General features: G+C 48.1%; 20 protein-coding genes. 4 read left to right on the top strand and 16 right to left on the bottom strand.

Features of this window, described 5'->3' with window-relative positions; translation table 11 throughout:
* Positions 1-77: 77 nt before the first annotated feature.
* The 4 genes from MHI45_RS25670 to cysT all read right to left on the bottom strand — a co-directional run bounded on the left by MHI45_RS25670 (position 78) and on the right by cysT (position 4,192).
* Positions 78-1,145, bottom strand: a complete 1,068-nt coding sequence (locus MHI45_RS25670; protein ID WP_341119645.1) for a sulfate ABC transporter substrate-binding protein — start codon at positions 1,143-1,145, stop codon at positions 78-80.
* Between the two features lie 370 nt (positions 1,146-1,515).
* Entirely contained in the window at positions 1,516-2,580 is a 1,065-nt protein-coding gene (locus tag MHI45_RS25665; protein WP_038587129.1) for a sulfate/molybdate ABC transporter ATP-binding protein, read from the bottom strand.
* Positions 2,581-2,582: 2 nt separating this feature from the next.
* Positions 2,583-3,380, bottom strand: a complete 798-nt coding sequence (locus MHI45_RS25660; RefSeq protein WP_341119643.1) for a sulfate ABC transporter permease subunit — start codon at positions 3,378-3,380, stop codon at positions 2,583-2,585.
* The gene (gene cysT / locus MHI45_RS25655; protein ID WP_341119642.1) at positions 3,377-4,192 is read right to left on the bottom strand and encodes a sulfate ABC transporter permease subunit CysT; all 816 of its coding nucleotides are present in this window, start codon (positions 4,190-4,192) and stop codon (positions 3,377-3,379) included. Before cysT ends, MHI45_RS25660 begins: the two co-directional genes overlap by 4 nt.
* A gap of 198 nt (positions 4,193-4,390) precedes the next feature.
* Between cysT and MHI45_RS25650 the strand changes: the two genes are divergently transcribed.
* Positions 4,391-4,792, top strand: a complete 402-nt coding sequence (locus MHI45_RS25650; protein ID WP_341119641.1) for a secondary thiamine-phosphate synthase enzyme YjbQ — start codon at positions 4,391-4,393, stop codon at positions 4,790-4,792.
* 160 nt (positions 4,793-4,952) lie between these two features.
* On the opposite strand, the gene MHI45_RS25645 is transcribed toward MHI45_RS25650, so the two are convergent.
* From MHI45_RS25645 to MHI45_RS25635, 3 genes are all read right to left on the bottom strand, one after another.
* On the bottom strand, positions 4,953-5,534 hold the full coding sequence (locus MHI45_RS25645) for a TetR/AcrR family transcriptional regulator (protein ID WP_341119640.1): 582 nt from the start codon (positions 5,532-5,534) through the stop codon (positions 4,953-4,955).
* 3 nt (positions 5,535-5,537) lie between these two features.
* Positions 5,538-6,170: a YigZ family protein gene (locus MHI45_RS25640; RefSeq protein WP_038587115.1), complete on the bottom strand. Its 633-nt coding sequence runs from the start codon at positions 6,168-6,170 to the stop codon at positions 5,538-5,540.
* A 125-nt stretch (positions 6,171-6,295) separates the two neighbouring features.
* Positions 6,296-7,651 carry a glucose-6-phosphate isomerase gene (locus MHI45_RS25635; RefSeq protein ID WP_038587113.1) on the bottom strand — a complete coding sequence of 452 codons (1,356 nt, stop codon included), beginning with the start codon at positions 7,649-7,651 and terminating at the stop codon, positions 6,296-6,298.
* A 293-nt stretch (positions 7,652-7,944) separates the two neighbouring features.
* Here MHI45_RS25635 and MHI45_RS25630 point away from each other — a divergent pair, with 293 nt between their 5' ends.
* Both MHI45_RS25630 and MHI45_RS25625 read left to right on the top strand, forming a co-directional pair.
* The gene (locus MHI45_RS25630) at positions 7,945-8,841 is read left to right on the top strand and encodes an NAD(P)-dependent oxidoreductase (RefSeq protein ID WP_341119639.1); all 897 of its coding nucleotides are present in this window, start codon (positions 7,945-7,947) and stop codon (positions 8,839-8,841) included.
* A 199-nt stretch (positions 8,842-9,040) separates the two neighbouring features.
* Positions 9,041-9,526: a GNAT family N-acetyltransferase gene (locus MHI45_RS25625; RefSeq protein WP_341119638.1), complete on the top strand. Its 486-nt coding sequence runs from the start codon at positions 9,041-9,043 to the stop codon at positions 9,524-9,526.
* Positions 9,527-9,648: 122 nt separating this feature from the next.
* Here the strand turns inward: MHI45_RS25625 and ppnP are convergent, their stop codons facing one another.
* Positions 9,649-9,966: a pyrimidine/purine nucleoside phosphorylase gene (gene ppnP, locus MHI45_RS25620; protein WP_038587105.1), complete on the bottom strand. Its 318-nt coding sequence runs from the start codon at positions 9,964-9,966 to the stop codon at positions 9,649-9,651.
* 33 nt (positions 9,967-9,999) lie between these two features.
* Positions 10,000-12,048: a transketolase gene (gene tkt, locus MHI45_RS25615; protein WP_341119637.1), complete on the bottom strand. Its 2,049-nt coding sequence runs from the start codon at positions 12,046-12,048 to the stop codon at positions 10,000-10,002.
* A 402-nt stretch (positions 12,049-12,450) separates the two neighbouring features.
* On the opposite strand from tkt, the gene MHI45_RS25610 reads away from it, so the two are divergent.
* Positions 12,451-13,095, top strand: a complete 645-nt coding sequence (locus MHI45_RS25610) for a hypothetical protein (RefSeq protein ID WP_340894328.1) — start codon at positions 12,451-12,453, stop codon at positions 13,093-13,095.
* Positions 13,096-13,126: 31 nt separating this feature from the next.
* On the opposite strand, the gene MHI45_RS25605 is transcribed toward MHI45_RS25610, so the two are convergent.
* From MHI45_RS25605 to MHI45_RS25575, 7 genes are all read right to left on the bottom strand, one after another.
* Positions 13,127-16,933, bottom strand: coding sequence for a glycoside hydrolase family 78 protein (locus MHI45_RS25605; RefSeq protein ID WP_341119636.1), 3,807 nt, complete (start codon positions 16,931-16,933; stop codon positions 13,127-13,129).
* Positions 16,927-19,197 carry a hypothetical protein gene (locus MHI45_RS25600; protein ID WP_341119635.1) on the bottom strand — a complete coding sequence of 757 codons (2,271 nt, stop codon included), beginning with the start codon at positions 19,195-19,197 and terminating at the stop codon, positions 16,927-16,929. Before MHI45_RS25600 ends, MHI45_RS25605 begins: the two co-directional genes overlap by 7 nt.
* A 1-nt stretch (position 19,198) precedes the next feature.
* The gene (locus MHI45_RS25595; RefSeq protein WP_341119634.1) at positions 19,199-19,789 is read right to left on the bottom strand and encodes a hypothetical protein; all 591 of its coding nucleotides are present in this window, start codon (positions 19,787-19,789) and stop codon (positions 19,199-19,201) included.
* 530 nt (positions 19,790-20,319) lie between these two features.
* Positions 20,320-20,817: a hypothetical protein gene (locus tag MHI45_RS25590; RefSeq protein WP_038587090.1), complete on the bottom strand. Its 498-nt coding sequence runs from the start codon at positions 20,815-20,817 to the stop codon at positions 20,320-20,322.
* A gap of 20 nt (positions 20,818-20,837) precedes the next feature.
* Positions 20,838-21,218, bottom strand: a complete 381-nt coding sequence (locus MHI45_RS25585; RefSeq protein ID WP_038587089.1) for a hypothetical protein — start codon at positions 21,216-21,218, stop codon at positions 20,838-20,840.
* Between the two features lie 15 nt (positions 21,219-21,233).
* A complete protein-coding gene (locus MHI45_RS25580) occupies positions 21,234-21,377 on the bottom strand; it encodes a hypothetical protein (RefSeq protein WP_156130821.1) in 144 nt (47 codons plus the stop codon).
* Positions 21,378-21,383: 6 nt separating this feature from the next.
* Complete coding sequence (locus tag MHI45_RS25575) at positions 21,384-21,593, bottom strand: hypothetical protein (protein WP_038587086.1); 210 nt, start codon at positions 21,591-21,593, stop codon at positions 21,384-21,386.
* Between the last annotated feature and the right edge of the window lie 12 nt (positions 21,594-21,605).

Raw genomic sequence — 21,605 nt, 5'->3', positions numbered from 1 at the left:
GAGCAAAGACCGCCCTCTGCGATGAGGTACGGTCTTATTTGCTGCAGCTTTGGTCTGCGCAATCCTATCCATATGGGCTATATTCCGGCCAATACCTGGTACCAGACTCCACGTTTGGCGTAGAGTGTGCTGCGCACTTCATCCCAGCCGCCAAGATACTGAATATCAAAAAGCCCAGCCGGGACAGGATAATGGTCTGCATTCTCCGCATACACCTGCTCATTCACCGGACGGAAGCCGTATTCGGCGAAAACCTCCTGGGCCCCCCGGGTTGTCAGGAACTCCACCAGCGCCTCCGCTGCCTCGCGGGTTCCATGCTCATCCGCGTATTTGTCCACGACCGCCGCAGGATTCTCAATCAGGATCGTATTCTGTGGAATAATAACCTCATAATTTACTCCCTGGGCAATCCGCGCCAGCAGCTCATTCTCATAGGTGACAATAACATCGCCCACGCCGTATTCAAAGGCAGCCATCGAAGCCCGCCCGCTTTTGTCCAGAGATTCTACATTCGCGTGTATGCTCTCCAAAAAAGCTTTGGCGGCAACAGGGTCTTTCACCCCTCCTTGCGCCTCAGACAGCTTGAGACCCGCCCCATAGATGGCGTTGATGTCCCACTGTGCTCCGCCGGAGGTCTTTGGATTGGGATACAGCACCTTAACGCCGGGCTTCGCCAAATCAGCAAAGTCGTGAATTCCCTTCGGGTTGCCTTCGCGTGTCCCTAGAGCGACAACCGAGCGGGTCACCATCCCGGCTTCTCCCCGCTCCTTCCAAGTCTTCTCTACCAGCCCTGCCTTCACCAGCTTATCGACATCGCCTTCCATAGCCAGCAGCGTCACATCAGCTTCGAACCCGCCGGCAATTGCCCGGGCTTGGGTCCCCGAAGCCTCATAGGATTCCTGAAAGGCGATAGTCTGGCCGGTCTCCGCCTTCCACTTCGCTGCGAACAACGGCAGAATATCACCCATCGCGTCTTTAGCCACACTATAGGCACCGACCACAAGCGTCAGGTCTCCTTGCTGGGGAGTTTCCTCCGCTGCGGTGTCCTGTTCCTCCGCACAGCCGGCAAGGGCCAGCGCGAGCAATACCAGCATTAAGGCAGCTAGCCATCCGTGCAGTTGTCTGCTCCTTTTGAAAAGCCTCATACCGGCTCCACATCCTTCGGGGTGTAGGGTTTAACAATCTGTGTTGACGCTTGGCTGCGGGGAGCATTTGCCTAGTGTGCAGCTATCAGCAGATATAAGATGTACTTTAAGCACTGCTCAAAGGCTCGCTCACAACTGCGGTGAATATTTGGACTTCCGAACGCTGTCGCTCCTACAGTTCCAAAATTCCCCTCCGTTGCTTCTCAGCCCTATCCGCTTTGTATAGTATCTCTTCTAGAGGCCGCTATCGCTTGCTCCAGCTTCAACTCTCCTCTTGCCGCTTGGCAACAGATTGTTAACCCTGTTTTATAATTAATAAAACTGCACCGTCCTGCTGTGGACGGTTAACGATATGAAATATAGTGAGTGATTAAATGAATACAGGCATTGGGTCTTCCTTCAGCCCGTTCTCCTGAATCCAGCTCCGCTCATCATTAAACAGATAGGCGCGGTGGACAAGCACGGCGATCTCCTGGCCCGGCTGCAAGGTTTCCTTCTCCAGTGAACGGTAGGTCACCAGCTTGTGGCCGTTCACTTCCACCTCTACCAGCCATTCGCTGCCGCGGAAATGCAGATGCTTCACGACACCCTGTTCCGTGGCCGAAGCCATTTTAAATTCATTCAGATGGCCCACTTCGATATACTCGGGGCGGATCAAGGCTTTGGTCGGCTTTCCGCCGCCCGCATTCTTAAAGCCCTTCAGCTCCGAGGCGCTTTCGATCAGTGTGGACTCGCCGATAAAGGTCGCCACAAACGGCGTCTTCGGCTCCTTGTAAATATCCCAAGGCGTGCCTTTCTGCTCCAGCCGGCCCTGGTTGATGATCATGATCTCATCGGCCACTTCTATCGCTTCGTCCTGGTCATGTGTAACGAAGATGGAGGTGATCCCGACACGCTCGATCAGCTCGCGCAGCCAGGAACGCAGCTCCTGGCGGATCTTTGCATCAATCGCCGCGAACGGCTCATCCAGCAGCAGCAGCTGCGGCTCAGGCGCAAGCGCCCGGGCAAAAGCCACCCGCTGGCGCTGGCCCCCGGAGAGCTGATGGGGATACCGTTTCTCGAACCCTTTCAGGCCTGTGAGCTCCACCAGTTCCATAACACGGTTCTGGATCGTATTTTTGTTAACTTTTTTCACCTTAAGTCCAAAAGCAATATTCTCATAAACGGTCATGTGCTTGAACAGTGCATAGTTCTGGAAAACAAAGCCGATTTCCCGCTCCTGCGGCGGAAGATTGTTCACCGCCCGGCCGTGAAAAATGATTTCACCGCTGTCCGGCGTCTCCAGTCCTGCCAGCATGCGCAGAATCGAGGTTTTGCCGCCCCCGCTGGGCCCGAGCAGCCCGATCAGATGACCTTTGGTAATCCCGAAATCAACGTCCTTGACGGCATGAAAATCTCCAAAATGTTTATTCAGACCCCGAACCTCGACATGCATACCTAATGCACTCCCTTTCTTCTCTTGCTCCATTCCATCAACAGCAGCAGACCCGCGGAAAATGCGGCCAGCACCAGCGCTATCCCGCCCGCAGCCGATACATTGAAATTCTCGACATCCTGGTAGACCAGCGTGGTCGCGGTCTGGGTCTTGTTCATGATGTTGCCGGAAACGACAAGCACCGCACCAAATTCACCAAGCGAACGCGCAACCGTTAGAATTACACCATAGATTACCGCCCAGCGGATCGACGGCCAGGTCACCTTCCAAAATGTTGTCCAGCCATAGGCTCCAAGCGTTGAAGCCGCCTCTTCCTGCTGTGAACCAATCTCCTGGAGCACCGGCATCACTTCACGCACCATCAAAGGGAAGGTTACAAAGAGCGTTGCAATAACCATCCCGGGAAAAGCGTACACAATCTTCAGTCCGATTTGTTCAAAGATTGACCCCAAAGCGCTGTCCGGGCCCAGCAGCAGCACAATCATCAGCCCGCCGATAACCGGAGATACCGCATAGGGCAAATCTACAATGCTGTTAAGCAGCCCTTTTACCCGTTTCCCCAGCCAGTTTGCCCGCACCAGATAAAGAGCCATCATAATGCCAAACAGCGTATTCAGCAGCGTAACGACAACTACGACAAACCCGGTCATCATCAGCGCATGCAGCGCCTCCGGTCTGCTCAGAGCGGCCCAGAAGCCGCCGAACCCTTCACTGAAAGCCCCCATTGCCATCTTGCCCAGCGGTGCAGCAATCAGCAGGAAAAATACTAGGTAAGTTAGTCCAATCCATAATTTTCTCATGACCGTCTCCCCCGCATCTGCAGCAGATTGATCATCCAGAGAATAAGAAAGGACAACGTCAGCAGAATGATGGAAACCGCAGCAGCCCCCACCGGATTATCACTCTCCACTTCCCCGAAAATAAAAACGGAGGAGACGAGTGTACGGCCCGGAATATTGCCTGCTACCAATACAACCGCTCCGAACTCCGCGAGCGCACGCGAGAAGGCCAGCATCCCGCCGCTGATCATCCCCGGTGCCATGGAGGGCAGAATTACCTGCCTGAATACGCGGCTGCTCTTGGCTCCCATCGTATAAGCTGCTTCTTCCTCGGAAGGGTCAAGCTCCTCCAGCAGCGGCTGAACCGCACGGATTACGAAGGGGAAAGTTACAAAAACCATTGCGATTACAATCGCCGGCTGATGAAACACAATTTCAAAGCCCAGCGCCTCCGCGAGCCCGCCAATCAGGCTGCCTGGACCCAGCAACAGGAGAATCATTAGTCCACCTACTGCTGTTGGCAGGGCAAAAGGCAAATCGACAAGACTGTTCAGCAATGCCTTGCCGGGGAATTGATAACGAATAAGGACCCAGGCAATCATCGTGCCGAGTACAACATTAATAACTGTGGCAATAACGGCCAGCTTTAAGGTCAAGAATACCGACTTCCAGGCAATTGGGTCGCTTATGGCTTCAGCAAAACTGCCGAACCCTAGCGAAAATGAATTGTAATAGACGCCCAGTATAGGCAAAACGATAAGAATTACGAAATACAACAGTATAGTTGAGCGAAATCCCCAAGTCCAACCCTTGTGTCTAAGCAGCGAATTCAAATTATAAGTCCCCCCACCTCCGGCTTACCGGTCGGTTTACTTGCCTTTATACCCATAATTATTCCTATTAATATACTTGGTTTAATATTATCACTACTTTACCAAATGCCTCTGGTATCGTCAATTACTTTCACAGACTTTTGGGGTAAAATATATAATCATTCCAACTTCTGCAGCACCGAAAGGAGATACTTACTAATGCTTCATACCATGGAGATCACGACCAGCAAGCGGGACGAATTGCGGGATATTACCCGCGAAGTTATTTCCTATGTTAAAAAGAGCGGTGTACAGAACGGGATTATCATCGTGTATTGTCCGCATACCACCGCAGGAATTGCGATCAACGAAAATGCCGATCCCGACGTGAAGCATGATGTGCTGATGAGACTTGACGAAGTTTTTCCCTGGGAGCATCCCAACTACCGTCATGCGGAAGGAAATACCGCCGCTCATCTGAAATCAATTACGGCCGGTCCCTCACAGAGCATTATTATCCACGAAGGCGCGCTACTGCTTGGACGCTGGCAGGGCATCTACTTCTGCGAGTTCGACGGACCGAGACGGCGGCAGTGTTATCTGAAAATTGTCGAGGGGTAGGCAGACCGGAAAGTTATAGCTATTATTGTATAGAAAAAGCGGCTCCGCCAGTTTCGGGGATCCGCCTTCTATACAATGCATAGCCTCTATAACACTTTCGCCATGCAAAGTTATACCAATGCAACGTTCTAAAGTGTGAAGGACTAGAAAAACGGTATTTTTACAAACTACGGCTTAGTACTTTGACATGTGTCAATGCGGCCTCTTTGACATCATCGAAAGAAACTTTGTCCTGAATGTAATAAGAAATGAATCCGTGAGCGGATAAAAACAAGGTTAATGGCACGCTCTGCCAATCCTCCGAAACATAACCCTCTTCCTTCATATGGCTGCGTACAATACTTGAGAATAACTCAAAACATCGTCCCTGTTCCGCTCGACAATAAGCAAGCAGCTCTTCATCCCGGATCATGAACATAATCTCATATTGGTAAGGATGATCCAGTCCGAAGCGGATAAACTCCATAATAAGCTGCTCCACCCGGGTCATTCCCGGTTCAGGCGGTTTGTTCATTGCTTCATTAAGCAGTGTTGCCACATGATTGAAATCCTCTACTACAATGGCGTAGAACAACTCCGCCTTTTCCTTGAAATGATAATAAAGAGAGCCGTGGCTATACCCCAAATGCTGACCGATGCTGCGCATGGAAATCGCCCGGTATCCTTTGGTGATAAACAGATGCCTTGCCGCCTCCAATATTCTTTCCCTCGACAACTCTCTCTCCACTGCTCTTCTTGCCATATCTTATTCCCCTTCGCTGTAGTAAAGCCGCCGCCCTTCAGTTACCAGGGATTGCCCCTCGGTAAGATCTGTTATCCATGCCTTAAATGCGTCGCCTTCATCATTTCGCGGGAGACACAGCAGCTTGACTTTATCTGTGAACGAAGTTTCTCCGGTCTTAATGCCTTTATTTCTCAGCTCATTTTCGACCTTGCCCAGCCAGGTGTACTCGATTTCCACGAATACTTCCCGCCTCAGCACACGGGTGATCACTTCTCCAGCTTCGAGTGCCAGCACTGCCCCATCCGTATACGCCCGGATAAGTCCTCCTGCTCCCAGCATGATGCCTCCAAAATAACGGGTAACAACAATTGCGACATTTTTAACACCTTGGTTGCGGATTACCTCCAAAATCGGTTTACCGGCCGTTCCACTCGGTTCCCCGTCATCCGATTGCCTCTGAATCTCGTCCCTCTCACCAATCGTATAAGCAGAGCAGTTATGTGTAGCATTCCAATGCTGCTTCTTGATGTTCTCGATAAATTGCACCGCTTCTTCTTCATTCTCCACCGGCATTACATGGCCGATGAAGCGTGATTTACGGATTACGACTTCCCGGAAACCGGGAGAACGCACCGTCCGATATTGTTCCAGCATCCTTATTCCAGTCCTTACCTACGTATGATAACTTGATATAGTTTAGGAGCAGCCCCGGTATGGATTACCTATGGACTGCTCCCTGATGATTACTTAGTATGAATGTTCTGTGTTAGGCAGTGGTACTACTCAGTAAGTCTGGCTTCGAGCTCAGCCTTTTCTTTCTCGTAACCCGGTTTGCCCAGCAGCGCGAACATATTTTTCTTGTATGCTTCTACGCCCGGTTGATCGAACGGGTTAACACCCAGCAGATATCCGCTGATACCGCAGGCTTTTTCAAAGAAATACACCAGATAACCGAAAGTATATGGCGTTTGATCAGGGATGGTAACGATCAGGTTCGGCACTTGTCCGTCCGTGTGCGCCAGCATGGTTCCCTGGAAAGCCTTCTTGTTAACGAAATCCATTGTTTTGCCGGTCAGGAAGTTCAGACCGTCCAGATCATCCGGATCGTTCTCGATTGTTACATGATGCTCCACCTTCTCCACTTGGATAACTGTCTCAAAGATGTTGCGGTTACCCTCCTGAATGAATTGGCCCATCGAGTGCAAATCTGTGGAGAAGTCTACAGAAGAAGGATAGATTCCTTTGAAATCCTTGCCTTCGCTTTCGCCGTAAAGCTGTTTCCACCACTCCGATACAAAATGCAGGGACGGCTCGTAGTTTACGAGAATTTCCGTTGTTTTGCCTTTGCGGTATAGAGCGTTACGTACTGCAGCATATTGATAGCTCTGGTTAGTAGCCACGTCAGGGTTGTTGAACTCATCTGCTGCGGCTGCGGCCCCTTGCATCATTTCTTCGATGTTGATTCCTGCTACGGCGATTGGCAGCAAGCCTACCGGCGTCAGCACGGAATAACGGCCGCCTACATCATCAGGAATAATAAACGACTCATAGCCTTCTTCATTCGCCAGCTTCTTGAGCGCGCCTTTCTCCTTATCAGTAGTAGCGTAGATGCGTTTGCGTGCTTCTTCCTTGCCGTATTTCTTCTCCAGCGCTGCGCGGAAAATGCGGAAGGCAATAGCCGGTTCAGTGGTTGTTCCGGATTTGGAAATGACGTTCACGGAGAAGTCTTTGCCTTCTACAAGATCAAGCAGGTGCGTGATGTATGTAGAGCTGATATTGTTACCGGCAAAATAAACTTCCGGCGTCTTGCGTTGGTCCTTCGAAAGGTTATTGTAGAAGGAATGCGAAAGTGCTTCAATGGCAGCACGTGCGCCTAGATACGAACCGCCGATACCGATAACGATCAGTACATCGGAATCATTTTGAATTTTCTTGGCAGCTTGTTGAATACGTGCGAACTCTTCCTTGTCATAGGCTGTAGGCAGATCAATCCAGCCAAGGTAGTCGGAACCTGCGCCACTCTTGTTGTGAAGCTGTTCATGAGCCAATTTCACGGGAGCGGCAAAATAATCGATCTCTTGCTGGCTGAAGAAGGAAAGAGCTTTGGTGTAGTCAAAATTAATCTTCTTGGACATCGGTAATGGTAACCTCCTGTTTATCTCTTTAGATTTGACACCGTTTGTTACAACTTTATAATTAGGATACTTTAAATCGCCTTGACTGGCAAGGTCTTAAGGCACATCCCCGGCTTTAGAACCATGTTTTTGGAAGTTTCATGGAAGCGTTTGCCGTGTAATCATGGGCGCCTCTCCTGTGGAACAAGCCCGGGTGCCGTGATAGAATGTAGAAAAACATGGCTAAAGAATCTGAGCCGGGAACTACAGGTTCAATTTCTATAGTAATCTCAAAAAGCGAAGGTGGAAATGGAATGAAACAGATCGGCTTTATTGGACTCGGTACAATGGGAGCCCCTATGGCTTCCAACCTTCTGCGCAGCGGTTTTCAGGTTACGGTATATAACCGTACAGCCGCTAAATGCGAGCCTCTCGTTGCAGAAGGCGCGTTGAGTGCATCTACTCCGCAGGACGCGGCAGAGGGTAAGGATGTTATTATGACCATGATCAGCAATGATGATTCGATCCGGGAAGTATTCTACGGCCAGGGCGGCATCCTGGAGGCCCTTAAACCGGGAGCTGTTATCATCGATTCCAGTACGATCTCACCCGGACTGGTGCGGGAAATCGCAGCCGCGGTGGAAGAACGCGGCGGGAAATTCCTCGATGCGCCTGTCACCGGCAGCAAACCAGCAGCTGTCGAAGGCACGCTGGTATTCATGGTTGGCGGCAGCGCAGAGGTGATTGAAGAACACCGTGATATTTTCGACTCTATGGGCAGACTGCTGCTGCACATGGGTGACAACGGCAGCGGAGCCGTTGCCAAGCTTGCCCATAATGCCATGGTCGGGATTCATAATGTCGCCCTCGCCGAAGGCTTCTCTATCGCCGTGAAATCAGGCGTTCCTGCGGACAAATTCCTCGAGCTCGTCCAGAACGGTTCGGCCGGCAGCAAGCAGGCAGAGCTCAAAGGCCGCAAAATCATCGAAAATGACTTCAGCAACCAATTCTCACTCGCACTAATGCTGAAGGACTTGAAGCTCGCCTCCTCGCTCAGCGATTCCACAGGTGTGCCTTCACCAATGCTTGGCCTTGCCAAAAGTATGTTCCAAGCCGGATACACCCAAGGGTACGGTGATGAAGATCTCTCTGCTGTCGTCAAATGTTATGAAGAGTGGATCGGCCAGAAGATTGGCGCTGGCCAGGAGTAGAAATTTATTATAGCTGAATTTTCAGACGCAGCCGGAAGTACAGGCTGCGTCTTTTTTTGCTGTATGGCCGGGGTTGTCGCACCGCTCTCTGTGAATCCGTTATTAACCTATTGTAAGAAGCATCCACGCAGGATTCTATCCGTCCATTGACGAATATTGATTGTGAAATTAAGCACATATCATTTCAAGGAGGAACCCCATGCTGAACATTCATCCCGCTGACCCTTCGGATGCTCCGGTATTGGCTGAAATACAGAAAAGAACATTCGACGAAGATGCACTTAAGTATCGGAATAAAGCGGAAGACGGACCGCCAGGTTACGATTCCATTGCTTGGCAGGCAGAAATGATGAAGAAAGGCCATTATTATAAGCTTCTTGCTGACGGCGTTATTATCGGCGGAATGATCGTGTTTCCTGCTTCAGGGGAAGACGAATTCCTTCTCCTCCGGATCTTTATTGACCCCCTCCAGCAGAATCACGGATTCGGACAGGAAGCATTTCATTTCCTCTTTGCCAGCTACCCAAGCGCGAGGAGATGGTCACTTGACACCCCTTCCTGGGCCGTCAGAAATCATCACTTCTATAAGAAAATGGGATTCGTCCAGACCGGAGTAATCGGGGACCCTGACAGTCAAGACGCATTTTTTGAGTACGAGCGGATCAGCTCCAATGTAACAGCATAAATCATCCCTTGAACGATCCAATACGGCAAAAGCGGCATGAGGGTCCCTATCATTTTTTCCAGTGAAGACAAAAAAAGAAGCCCCGCCATAAACGCGGGACTTCCAGGTTGAAACACTTATTGTTACAGAATCGGGTAAGAACAGCAATAATCAGTTAAGCCGAATACTTCCAGTGCAAACTTGGAGTTTCCGGGAACGTGGAACGTCTCCGCTCCTTTAATTTCCTTCCACACCTCAGTGCCGGGAAGCAGCACTTTTAGATCACCGGACAAAATTTCCATGGTCTCGGGACCATCCGTGCCGAATTCATACACACCAGGGAGCATAATGCCGAGTGTCACCTTAGTTCCGTCCTCCAAAATGACTGTACGGCTGGTAACTTTTCCATCGTAATAAATATTGGCTGCTTTTTGAATTGTCGCGTTGGTGAACTGACTCATGTGCTCATTCTCCCCTTGTCCTTAATGCGTATATTATAGCAGGGCTTTTACGCGGCTGACTACATTTTCCACAGTGAAGCCATATTCTTTAATTACAGTATCGCCAGGTGCAGAAGCTCCGAAGGTTGTGATGCCCAGAATGTCGCCTTGGTCACCTGTGTAACGTTCCCAGCCGAAGGTTTGCGCCATTTCGATCGCCAGACGAGCTTTTACTTCAGGCAGAATGACGGAATCACGGTAGGTTTTATCCTGTTTCTCGAACAGATCCCAGCTCGGCAAGCTGATAACACGCACATCAATACCTTCTTCAGCAAGCGCTGCTTGTGCTTTTACAGCCAGCTGTACTTCAGAACCGGTAGCAATGATTTGTGCTTGCGGTGTGCCATTCTTGGAGTCGGAGACAACATATCCGCCGCGTTTGATATTATCGCGCACTCCTTCAACTGTACCAGGCAGGATTGGCAGGTTCTGGCGGGTAAGCACCAGCGCTACCGGATTCGAGGTATTCTCCACTGCATATGCCCAAGCCGCGGAAGTTTCGTTGGCATCCGCCGGACGAATCACGGTAAGACCTGGAATAATACGCAGGGAAGCCAGTTGTTCAATCGGCTCATGGGTAGGGCCGTCTTCGCCGACAGCAATACTGTCATGGGTCAGCACATAGGTTACCGGCAGCTTCATGATCGAAGCCAGACGAACCGCAGGACGCAGGTAATCGGTGAATACGAAGAAGGTACCGCCGAATACTTTGAGACCGCTATGCAGGGCAATTCCGTTCATCGCTGCAGCCATACCGAACTCGCGTACGCCGAAGTAGATGTTGCGGCCGTCATAGGAATCGGAAGTAAACTGTGTCAGACCATTCAAATGTGTCATTGTCGAGCTCTCAAGGTCAGCGGAACCGCCCACCAATTGAGGAACACCGGCAGCAAGGGCGTTCAGTGCATTACCGGAAGCTACGCGGGTGGATACCGCTTTGTCTTCCGTTTTGAAGAATGGAAGCTTGGCATCCCAGCCTTCAGGCAGCTCGCCGCTGATTGCAGTTTCGAGCTGTGCTGCAAGCTCAGGGTAAGCCTTTTTGTAGGCAGCGAACTTTTCATCCCAAGCTTTGTTAGCGGCGATGCCATTTTCCTTCACTTCAGCAAAACGGGCGCGCACTTCGGCAGGTACATAGAAATCTTCTTCATATACCCATTTGTAGAAGTCTTTCGTAAGTTTCGCTTCGTCTGCACCGAGCGGGGAACCGTGAGTACCGCCATGGCCGCCTTTACCCTGTTTGTTCGGGCTTCCGTAGCCGATAACAGTCTTGACTTCGATCAGTGTCGGTTTGCTGCTGTCCGCTTGCGCTTCGGCAAGTGCTTTACCCAGCGCAGGAAGATCGTTGCCGTCTTCTACACGCAGAACCTGCCAGCCATACGCTTCAAAACGTTTAGCTACATTTTCGGAGAACGCAAGATTCAGCTTGCCGTCAAGGGAGATATCATTTGAATCGTACATTACAATCAATTTGCCCAGCTTGAGATGTCCTGCAAGCGATGCGGATTCAGAAGAAATCCCTTCCATCAAATCGCCGTCGCCACAGATTGCATACGTATAGTGGTCAATTACATTATGTTCATCTTTATTATAAGTAGCACCAAGCTGAGCTTCAGCCATAGCCATACCTACCGCCATACCGATACCTTGTCCAAGCGGACCCGTAGTAGCGTCAACACCGGCAGTGTGTCCGAATTCCGGATGGCCTGGTGTCAAGCTGCCCCATTGACGGAACTGCTTCAATTCTTCCATTGGCAGATCATATCCGCTAAGGTGCAGCAAGCTGTATAGCAGCATGGAGCCATGTCCTGCAGACAGTACAAAACGGTCACGGTTTACCCAAGTCGGGTGATCCGGGTTGTGGTTCATTGTTTTCGCAAACAGCTGGTAGCCCATTGGGGCTGAACCCATCGGCATTCCTGGATGTCCGGAATTGGCTTTTTCAATTGCATCGATTGCCAAAGTACGGATGGTTGTGATGGCCAGGTTATCCACCGTTGAATTTTCTTCTTTGTGGATCGCTTGTTCTTTTGCCTGTTCTGTCATTACAATAATCCTCCTCTAAATCAAGAATGTCATTTTGACTATTATTGTATCACTAATGTGGAAGCAATTCCAATTGTTTTTGTAAACTCTAGGTTTCAACAGCTTATATTTTGTATCTCCCAAACATCCTATACCTGATTTCCGCTGCATCAAATAAAACTTATATCTTGAAGCATGAACCCCTAGCGGCTCTTCCGTTAAATAAATGCTGTGCTAACTGGCGGGAGCAATTTTATAAGCGTTTAAGGTGAAGTTTAACTTATGTCAACTTAGCCTTTGGTCCAGTTTTGAGTTAAGACTAAAGTTTGTTTTACAAAGCTGGATTATACAGTAAGATGAAGATACTTCAATTAACGGTTTAACCGGATGATATAATACTTCCAGAAGAAAGGAATTTCGAACATGACCGCAAATAGAGATATCTATATTGTGCTTACCGGGACGGGTACCGCCTTCAGCGGATTAATCAAATGGTTCACGAAAGCTGAGCTGAATCATGCTTCGATCGCCTTTGACAGTGAATTGCGCGAGGTATACAGCTTTGGAAGAAAAAAAATGTACAACCCGTTTGTTGCGGGGCTCATTCACGAGAACTTTATCGACCCCTTTTACAGCAGTGCGAATTGCGCAATCTATCAGCTCAGAGTCAGCAATACGGAATACGAGACGATGTACAACCATGTGCAGGGCATGATGCAGCATCAAGAGCGCTATAAATACCATCTCCTGGGCCTGATTGGAGTCCTGCTGAATATAAAAATAGACAGGGAGGACGCTTATTTTTGTTCCCATTTTGTCGCCTCCTTGTTTGAAGAGATTACGTTTCAGCCTGTAGATAAGCCCTCTTGCTTCGTGACGCCTGAAGATTTCGCCTCATCGCTGTGCGCTCATAAAATTTACAGCGGCAAACTGTCCTACTATATGCGCAGAACTCAAAGAACGGCTTACATAACCCAGGGAATGAAAACAGGATCTGCTGCTTCAACTGCCTCACTTGGTTCAAGAATGTTAAGAGCAGCAGAAGAACGAGCCGAGGGAATCGTCTAACGATTATCCCTCCGCCCGTCCGGTTTTGCTTTTATTTTATCCGGTGACTCTGAAAATATTCGGTCCATTCCCCCATGATAGTTACTGTCACAGCATCCGTTTTGGTATTAAACTCATTTTTAGCGGTAAAAGTGAACGCAAGCGGACCATCCGGCAGCTTTTCAAAAGCAGGATCATACAGTTCGCCAGTCCACAGCGTTCTGTCGCTGTTCACCGGATTCAGTTGAACCGTGTAGCCACCCGTCATGGTCACATCAACCGTATCTGGCATACCCGTAGCTTTTGCCTCAAGTACAAAACTCTCTCCCGCCCAAAAGATGTTATAGCCTCGCGGACTCTCCGCATTCCCGCTCTTTTTTAAATTATAAGCTTGCCTATTCTTGTTCCACTCCCCTGTGTGCTGCACTCCGCCCTTCACCGTCAGCAGATTGACCATAAAATATTTACGTGGAGACACGTTGCTCCAGTCGAAGCCATCATACGCCTCTACCTCCACTGCATACTTCTGATTTTCTGCCAGGCTTCCTGCCGGGATCTGCCACTGCTTCGCACTTGAAGTCTGTTCCCCCGACTGTACAGTCACAGCCCCGGTCGTAAGATTAATAATTCGCATTTTATACCGCTGCTGCAGATCTCCATCCTCGTCCTGGTACTCCCACTTCATAATCGGTGTTAGCGTATTGACTACCGTTGGACTCGCCTGACTGCTGCTGGTCGGGTACGTAATGTTAACCGTAGGCAGCCGATTGGCCACAGTGATGGACTGCGACAATTCCCGGTACAGCCCCAGGGAGTCTGTCACTACCTGCCGCAGCGTAAAGGTACCGTTCATGGCGAACTGCTTGCTGAAGTTACTCTGCCCGCTGACTAAGCTCTCGGTTCCGCCGGCCGGCTTCAGATAATACTTATGGCTAATGCTGTCGCCCTTCACGATATCCGGATCTGTCGCCTTATCCTGTATATTCAATACATCCGTCCGGTAGATCGGCACCAGGGCTGCATTACGTCCTGTGTCCGTCAGTAAGGTGAAGCCCGGCTGCGGCGGATTATCGAGGATGAAGGCTTTCTCATTCGAAATTTCCGACCAGGAACCTTTGGAGTATGCGCGGCCGTACAGATAAAAGTATACGAACCGCTCAAAGGTCGGGTTCGGAATCTGATACTGCCGTAGCGTGCCGGTGGGATCATTGTTCTGAATGGTTTTAACTAATGATCCGTTCTTGTCATAAAACTCTAATAAATACTTCTCTTGCGCGTCGTTCTCCGGATCACTGTATGTCCACTTCACTAGCGGATCTCCCAGCAGCTGCGCATCAATGACGGAAGGATTCGCTGCCGTTCCTACCGGAGTGGTGAGTGTCAGCGATGGCGGCAGGTTTGGAATAACACTAACCTCCAAGGTGGCGATATTGGACTTCGCTCCAATCTGATCAATCGCCCAGTGCTCAAAACGGTAGGTACCCGTCTCTGGAAAGCTCACCTCTATATTCGGGGTAGTATAGCTCTTCATTTGGCCGCTGCTGTCCGTAACATTCCAGTAATACCGAAGTGTGTGCTGATCCGCTGTATCTTCGTCTACGTCCGCTGAATTGAATGTAAGTATGTCATCCTGATAAACTTGTGTCTTCCCGATAATCTTCGCTGTTGGAATATGATTCAGCACGGTGAACGCCCGGGAAACCGTTGAACTCAGCGATCCGTCGGATGCGGTCAACTTCATCTCCCATCGATCCGAAATGGACTGTTTGGGCGAAAGACTGTTCGCATTAATTAGATTTTGCATGACCACAGTCTGATTTCGATTGGTCCCTACAGCATAATATGGACCTTCACGGTTCGCTGTTTTCCAAACATAGGACAAGCTGTCACCATCCTTGTCCGGATCTGGAGTCAAATTTTCTAAAGCAATGACCGTATCCCGGTATACCTCCGTAGGCATATTAAAGTCAGCAATCGGGGGATGATTCATTACTGTCACGCTCTGGCTGTAAGGCTCAGACCATAATCCGCGGTTATCGCGTACTTTTAAGGTCAGTTGATAACTTCCCACTCCATAGCTGGCGATATTCGGCGGGGTACTGGCTCCACCGGTATAGGACCATACCGTCTGTGAACCATTTTTCACGACGGACCATTGATAGGTATCCAGTGGGTCATTATCGGGATCAAAGGATTTGTCAGTGATCGTGGTTGCCTTCCGGTAGGAAACGGTGCTCGGCTCTACGGTAAACAGTGCTACCGGAGGCAGGTTCCCCGCCGCTGTGCCAACCGTGCGTACGCACCAGTCACTCCACACGCCCAAAGCATTTTCTCCGTCAATGTCCCTCACCCGCAGGCGGATAACATAGTTTTCGGTAGATGATAACGTCCCTGAAGGGGTACCCTCTTGCCATAACTCTTCATCGCCTTTTTTATATTGCCACTGCCGCTGCGTCAGCCCCTTATCCACTCTGGAGATATGATCGGAGTCATAGGAACTGTCGGTGATCTGCAAAGCTCCTCCGACTAATTTAGCAGTGAATAAGGCAATCGGCTTACGGTGTACCTGGAAGGATAGCTTCGTAAAGTTGTCACTGCCCCACATCCGGTATTCATCAAAACGGTTATCTGCTGTTGGCGTATCCTTGGGCTGATAGGTGACGACATAGTAACCGGTGAATGGAAAGGAATCATACGGCGAATTCCGCCAGGCTCCGGAATCAGCAAGCAGTCCCATACTGTTGTCAAAATAATCGGGATTATGCTGGTACTTAAAGCGCTCCGCGTATTTGGCATCTCCCTCATAATCGCTGTATGATGTGCTGTTCTGGATTTGGCTATTAATAAGCACGAATGCACTACGCTTTAACCGTTGCCTCACTTTAAAGGACATCGAAGCAGAGGCCGAAGCATTCGAGGGATCGACCGCCTTCACAATTACCGTGTAGTCACCTGGAGGTATCGCATCCTCTAGGACATCAATAGGGATCGAAAACGCTTTGGTATTATGTGCTTTGGGTACGATAATTTTCTTGTACAACACATTAGGGACTTCTACACTAACGGTAACATCATTATTATCCGCATCCTGTACATAGCCCTCCACATTAAGAAGGCTTTTACCTGCATCATTTTGCAGCGTTTGGCCGCTTGGTGTTGTGAGTGACAAAGTAGGCGTTGAGTTCACTACCAGATCAAAATTCATAATTTTGCTTATGCTAAAAGATCTCGAATGATTGTAATCAACTACATCATTCTGCAAGATAACCGTAACTTCCATTTGTGTTGGTGGATTGACGATGCGCTTTTGAACCCCCGGATATTCGGCTTCATATTCTTTGAAAGTCTCATGACTATCATGTAGAATATCCACCATCGTATCTACTTCTCGTTCATTTTGCTCTGGTGGGTTTTTTTCCGGGAGATAATCTTGACTGGTTCTAAAATGCATTTCATCCACTGGATTGTGCCAAGGGTAATCCGGAAGATCATCTCTAATCCCCATATACATACCGAACTGAACCTTGTTTCCTATATACATATCTCTAGAAATATTTGTTCTCCTTGCCCGATACTGGGCGGGAAGAATTTTATAATTAAATTCTTTAGTGATTTTATTAAACGTTATATTTGTAAAAGTTGTCTCAGATGCATCTAATATCAAAGTACCGTTTCTTATAATTCCGTATTCATCGTCGGAATAAGATAAAGTATCGCTCCATGCGGGTATGATTACATCCGCATATTGGATAATATTTGTATCCAGGGCATTCACTTTAGCTGTTCCCGGAAAAGCTTCCGGGAACACTGAAAGGACCATCAACCAGCAGAGCAGTACAGTTACAATCCGTTTTACCATGCCCAATCCCCTTCGGGTCCAAGATTCATTACCTCCACAATTTTCTCATCAATATGCTGATCCGATGAATCGGCATGTCTCCGATCTGCTGCTGTCACAAATTCATCAATGGTCGGTTGATTGAAGGTTTCATATGCAGTGTGCCGGATCTCATATCTACCCACATGCGAAAGTTCCAAATTTAGCCGGTGCTCATTTGCATCGCTGAATACCACCCAGGATTCGTCCGAAAAACTCTTATCGTTGTCCGAATCAAAACGGTACTCCCACACTCTACGGCTGATGATATCGCCGTCAGGCGAATAGGACAGATCATCCAGAGTGACTATCGCTTTGTTCCCCTTTTGTGGATCTCGGTAAACTCTCCCCGGTGTGGAAAAGTACATGATCGGAGGATCGTCCGGCACAATTTCAAAGGTGACTTCGTTCGTTGCGCTATACCCTAAAGTGTTCTCTACATAAATGGTAGCCTTATATAGCCCCGGCTCCCTAAATAGAACATCTTTTTGATATATACCATTTAAGCTGCCGCTATACTTGATGGCTGCATTACTGCCTCCAGCCCCGGCCACCGCAGAAATGGTGATTTTGGTTTTATCGGTTTTGATTGGATAATGTTTCGGGCTGGTACTCTTGTCGATCAGCGTCACCTTGCGATTCTGCTTCTTCGTCCCGCCGATCTCCAGGAGCGCTTCCGGAATCGGCTCAATGACCCGGATGAAGGTACCGGCACTGTCGATCATCATGTCCTTGTCCACTACCGTAAGCCCAATGGAATTTTGCCCCACTCGTTCGGAGGGATACCACAGGGTGGCCAAATCTCCTTTTTGAGAGTAGGACACGAAATTGGCTCCCTCAGAGGCGAAATAATAACCGATGATGTCTCCATCCGGATCATAAGATCCCGAACCATTAGCAACAAGTTCATCCCCGGCTTTAACGATAGGGTTAGCAAAAATGGAAGCTACAGGAGGTCTTCCCTTTGGAGTTGGCGGTTCTTCGATATTAGGAGGGAAGCTAACAGTGGGTTCGCCCTTATAGACTTCCACGGTAGCCTCTAACTTTTCGGAGAGTTGATCGATCTTCCCCTCTTTCGTTTCAATCGGCTTGCTGAAACGTACCGTAACCCGTAATTCATAAACCTGCTGATAATTATCTTTACTGTTTTCAACTTTCATCTTTGGGATCTTAAATTTACTAAATGCCTGACTGCTTGTTTTACTTTTCTCAAAACTTTTCTTGGTGTCTAACGTACTGGGGCTTTCTTTTTCCTGCGCATAAAACACCCATTCTGCGATGTTAGAGGAATTTTCATACCCCGAAAGTATTCCTTTTAGGGTCAAGTTGACCGGCACATCCGCATTAGCATATTTGAATGGATTGGGATCGGGTTTGTTAACGATGACTAATCCGGTAAGGGATGGTCCCTCTTGAAGAGCATAATCAAAGGAAACATTGCCGGCATAGCTGTATGTGGTTTGTTTGACTTTACCCTCGAAGTAATAAGGGATAGTAACATAATACAACCGGCCAATTACATTGGTACCATCAAACGAAGCAGGAGGAATTTCCGGCCAAAAACTCCCAGATGGTACAGAGTAGTTGACGATATAAAACCGTTCATTTATTTTATCAATTGTTCCTGGGCTACCCTGTATCGTCCCCATATTTGTTTTAATGCTAGACGATTCGACGCTGCTGTATGGAACAGTCTCTGTCCCATCAGTCGTATACCAAGTTGCGCTACTGGGATCTTTAGGTTCAGAATAAGTTGTTACCTCTGTTAAAGGTGGAACCTGAGAAGGAGGAGGATCACCTGCATTACGATTGTAAGTTTGTTGAATTTTAAGTAAAGGTTTATAATCATTGATCTGCCATCTTTTCCCGTCGGAATATCTCCAGATGGAGTTGCCTACGTTAGAGAAGAATTTCTTGTTAAATGGACCGTCTTTACCTATAACATCTGTATTTTCAAATTTTTCATTACCCTTAAGCGTAACTTTAATTTTCCCATTCTCCACAGAAATTGCACCGATTACTGCGTTATTACCGTTATATTTTAGTGTTCCTGTTTTAATAGAGGTGCTAGTTACTCCACTGGGAAGATCCAGAGTGAAGGTCTTTGCGCTATTATTAGATCCTATCAATCCCGTTTTTATTGGGATCGCCACTGATACAGATTTCGTATCAGCGGCTTTTGCGGAATGTGTAAAAAAAGGAAAACACAACAATAAACAAAAGATAATAATAGATACTTTTTTCACTTTATTTCACCTGTGGAACTACATACTTAAATTCACTACCCTTTTTGTTGTCTACAGTGATAAGGAATACATCGAAAGAACCATCATAACTATATGCCTGATAAGTTGAGAGTTTTTGACCCGGTGCTAACTTCCAAGACCATAAAGCTTCTTTATTATTTACTAAATCAGCCTTTAGGGCAGGCATGGATTTATAGGCGTCGTCTTCAAAGATCAACCGCCATTTATCACTCATATCCTTTGAAGATTGTTGCACAACAACCTTACTATTATTTGCAATCGTCATTTTTGTCCAAATGAAATATTTCTTGTCTACTGAATAACCGTATTTTTTTATCAATGCCTGAGCAGCAGCAGACTTTGTTTCCATGATCATGATCTTCTCAAGCGTATAACTGAAACCACCTGTCGTCACAGTCACCGGCAGTTCGATATCCTTTTTCAGACCATAGCTTGAAAGGTTGTCCCTTACGACTGGAGCAACTGTAGCTGCCGGTTTTGCTGCTGCTGCGTTTGTAACCCCAACCTGCCCTAACACCAAACTGAACAACATCGATCCTGCTAAAGCTGCTTTAATCATTGTCTTTTTCATTTTGAATTTCCCCTTATATTCATATTTAGTAAGGCATCTATTAACAGGATCGATAATCATACCTGTGGGAGACCTGGATAAGACATCAATAGTCTTATTCAGGTTAAGCTGTCAAATGGCTTTCCCTATCCAACGAATCTATCATCTCAAAATGCATAGCAGCGGATATTGTCGGTCTGTTATCATCCGCATCATTAATAACGTCACGAACGACGGGAAGACGGATGGCGATTACGATCCCATACAAGGAAAACCAATCGCGATAAACAATCCTGTTGAGATAGGATCTTTTTTCAAGATTAACGTCTCCTCTAATTAGACTTGGTTAGTTTCTCCTCAGCCTGTTCGTTGATCTTGTTACTTACCGATTACGCTGTTGTCTCCGGATTTCTTGATTTATACCGCTTTTTGCGGTTGAAATCCGGAGGGAGGCGGTTGCTATCGCTCTTACATTTCCACCCTCCCACTGCTTTAGTCTCTAGCCAGTCCTTAGTTCAACTGATATAGCAGATATCTTGCATCTGACAAAATCACTCATTCAGCTTATACTCCTGCACCGCCGGTACAATAATGGCCTCCTGAACTTTAGCTCTGGTGACCAGCACCGGATGTTTGGTCTCGATAACAGCGATGACCGAGGGGCCTTGTATGTATTTGGCGATGCCATGAGCGCTGTCTTCGTAAAGGAACGGAAAATTCACTCCGGTGGATTCATCCACAATGTCGAACTTTACAATTCTCACCTGCGTCTGGAGCCTGCTGCCTGCCAGGGGGGAGAGGCCGCCATCCAGGCCCAGATTAATCTGAAGCGACTGCCGGAAGGTGGCGTATGCTTCAGCCGGGTCGATGATCAGACGGCCTTGTGCCCGTGCGGCTTCATTCAGTTCCTGTGATGCATCGTGGACAGCCATATTGTTGGCATCCTTCAGCATACTGCGCAGCATGTCCCACTCCTGATTCTGGATCTGAAAAAACCAGGAATAAATAAAAATCAGCAGAACAAAGGCCAGCTTAATAATATAATCCATAAATTAGATTCATCCCTTAATCAGTCAAGATACTCACTCATGATCGATCCATGGCCATAATAACGTGTCGGTTGAGACATGCCTGAGAAATTATAGGGAAACAGGTTCATCCGAGGTGCGGTCACATACACATCAAGCCGCTGTTTGCGCTCCTGCACACTCGTCGTGCTGCTTGTGATTGCAATTGAAGCTTCAGGAAATCCAACTGCCTTCAGATTCGCAATGACCTCACTTCGCAACGAAGCCGTAACCATGCCTTCTGTTGCCGCTTTTTGCGTAATATAGGAGGTGTTGGCTTTGACCTGCAAATCCAGCAAATAATCGATGTACGTAAAGATCGGCTGCAGGATGATGAACAAGACAAGCCACATAAACAAAGCGCGGAGGACGGTTGCCTTCAAACTTTACGCCCCCTTTTAATACTGCTCCACTTGCTTGGTATGTGTAATGATATCGTCCTGGCTTCCGCCAATGATGTCTGTTGCTGCCGCAATAAAGATCCCCGCAATCACAAAACCGATAGCCAGAAACATAGCGACTGAAATGGAGTCTTTTTTCATATCGTCTTAACCCACTTGATGGAGTGAAATATCACCCAGAGCCATTTGCCCCGGCTGGGCAGGTTGAAGCATAGTTACACCGGGGATATCGGGTCTGTTATCATCCGCCTTAGAGACCACATCACGTACCAAAGGAACCAAAATGGCAATTACAATGGCAACACAGAGAAATCCGATAGCGATGAACAGTCCAGTAGAAATAGCGTCTTTTTTCATTGTTAATATCTC

This window comes from Paenibacillus sp. FSL H3-0321 (genome assembly GCF_038002865.1).
In the GTDB taxonomy this organism is placed as follows: Bacteria; Bacillota; Bacilli; order Paenibacillales; family Paenibacillaceae; genus Paenibacillus_AQ.
Note: the sequence above shows the minus strand (reverse complement) of the source record. Positions and strands in the feature narration are given on the sequence as shown.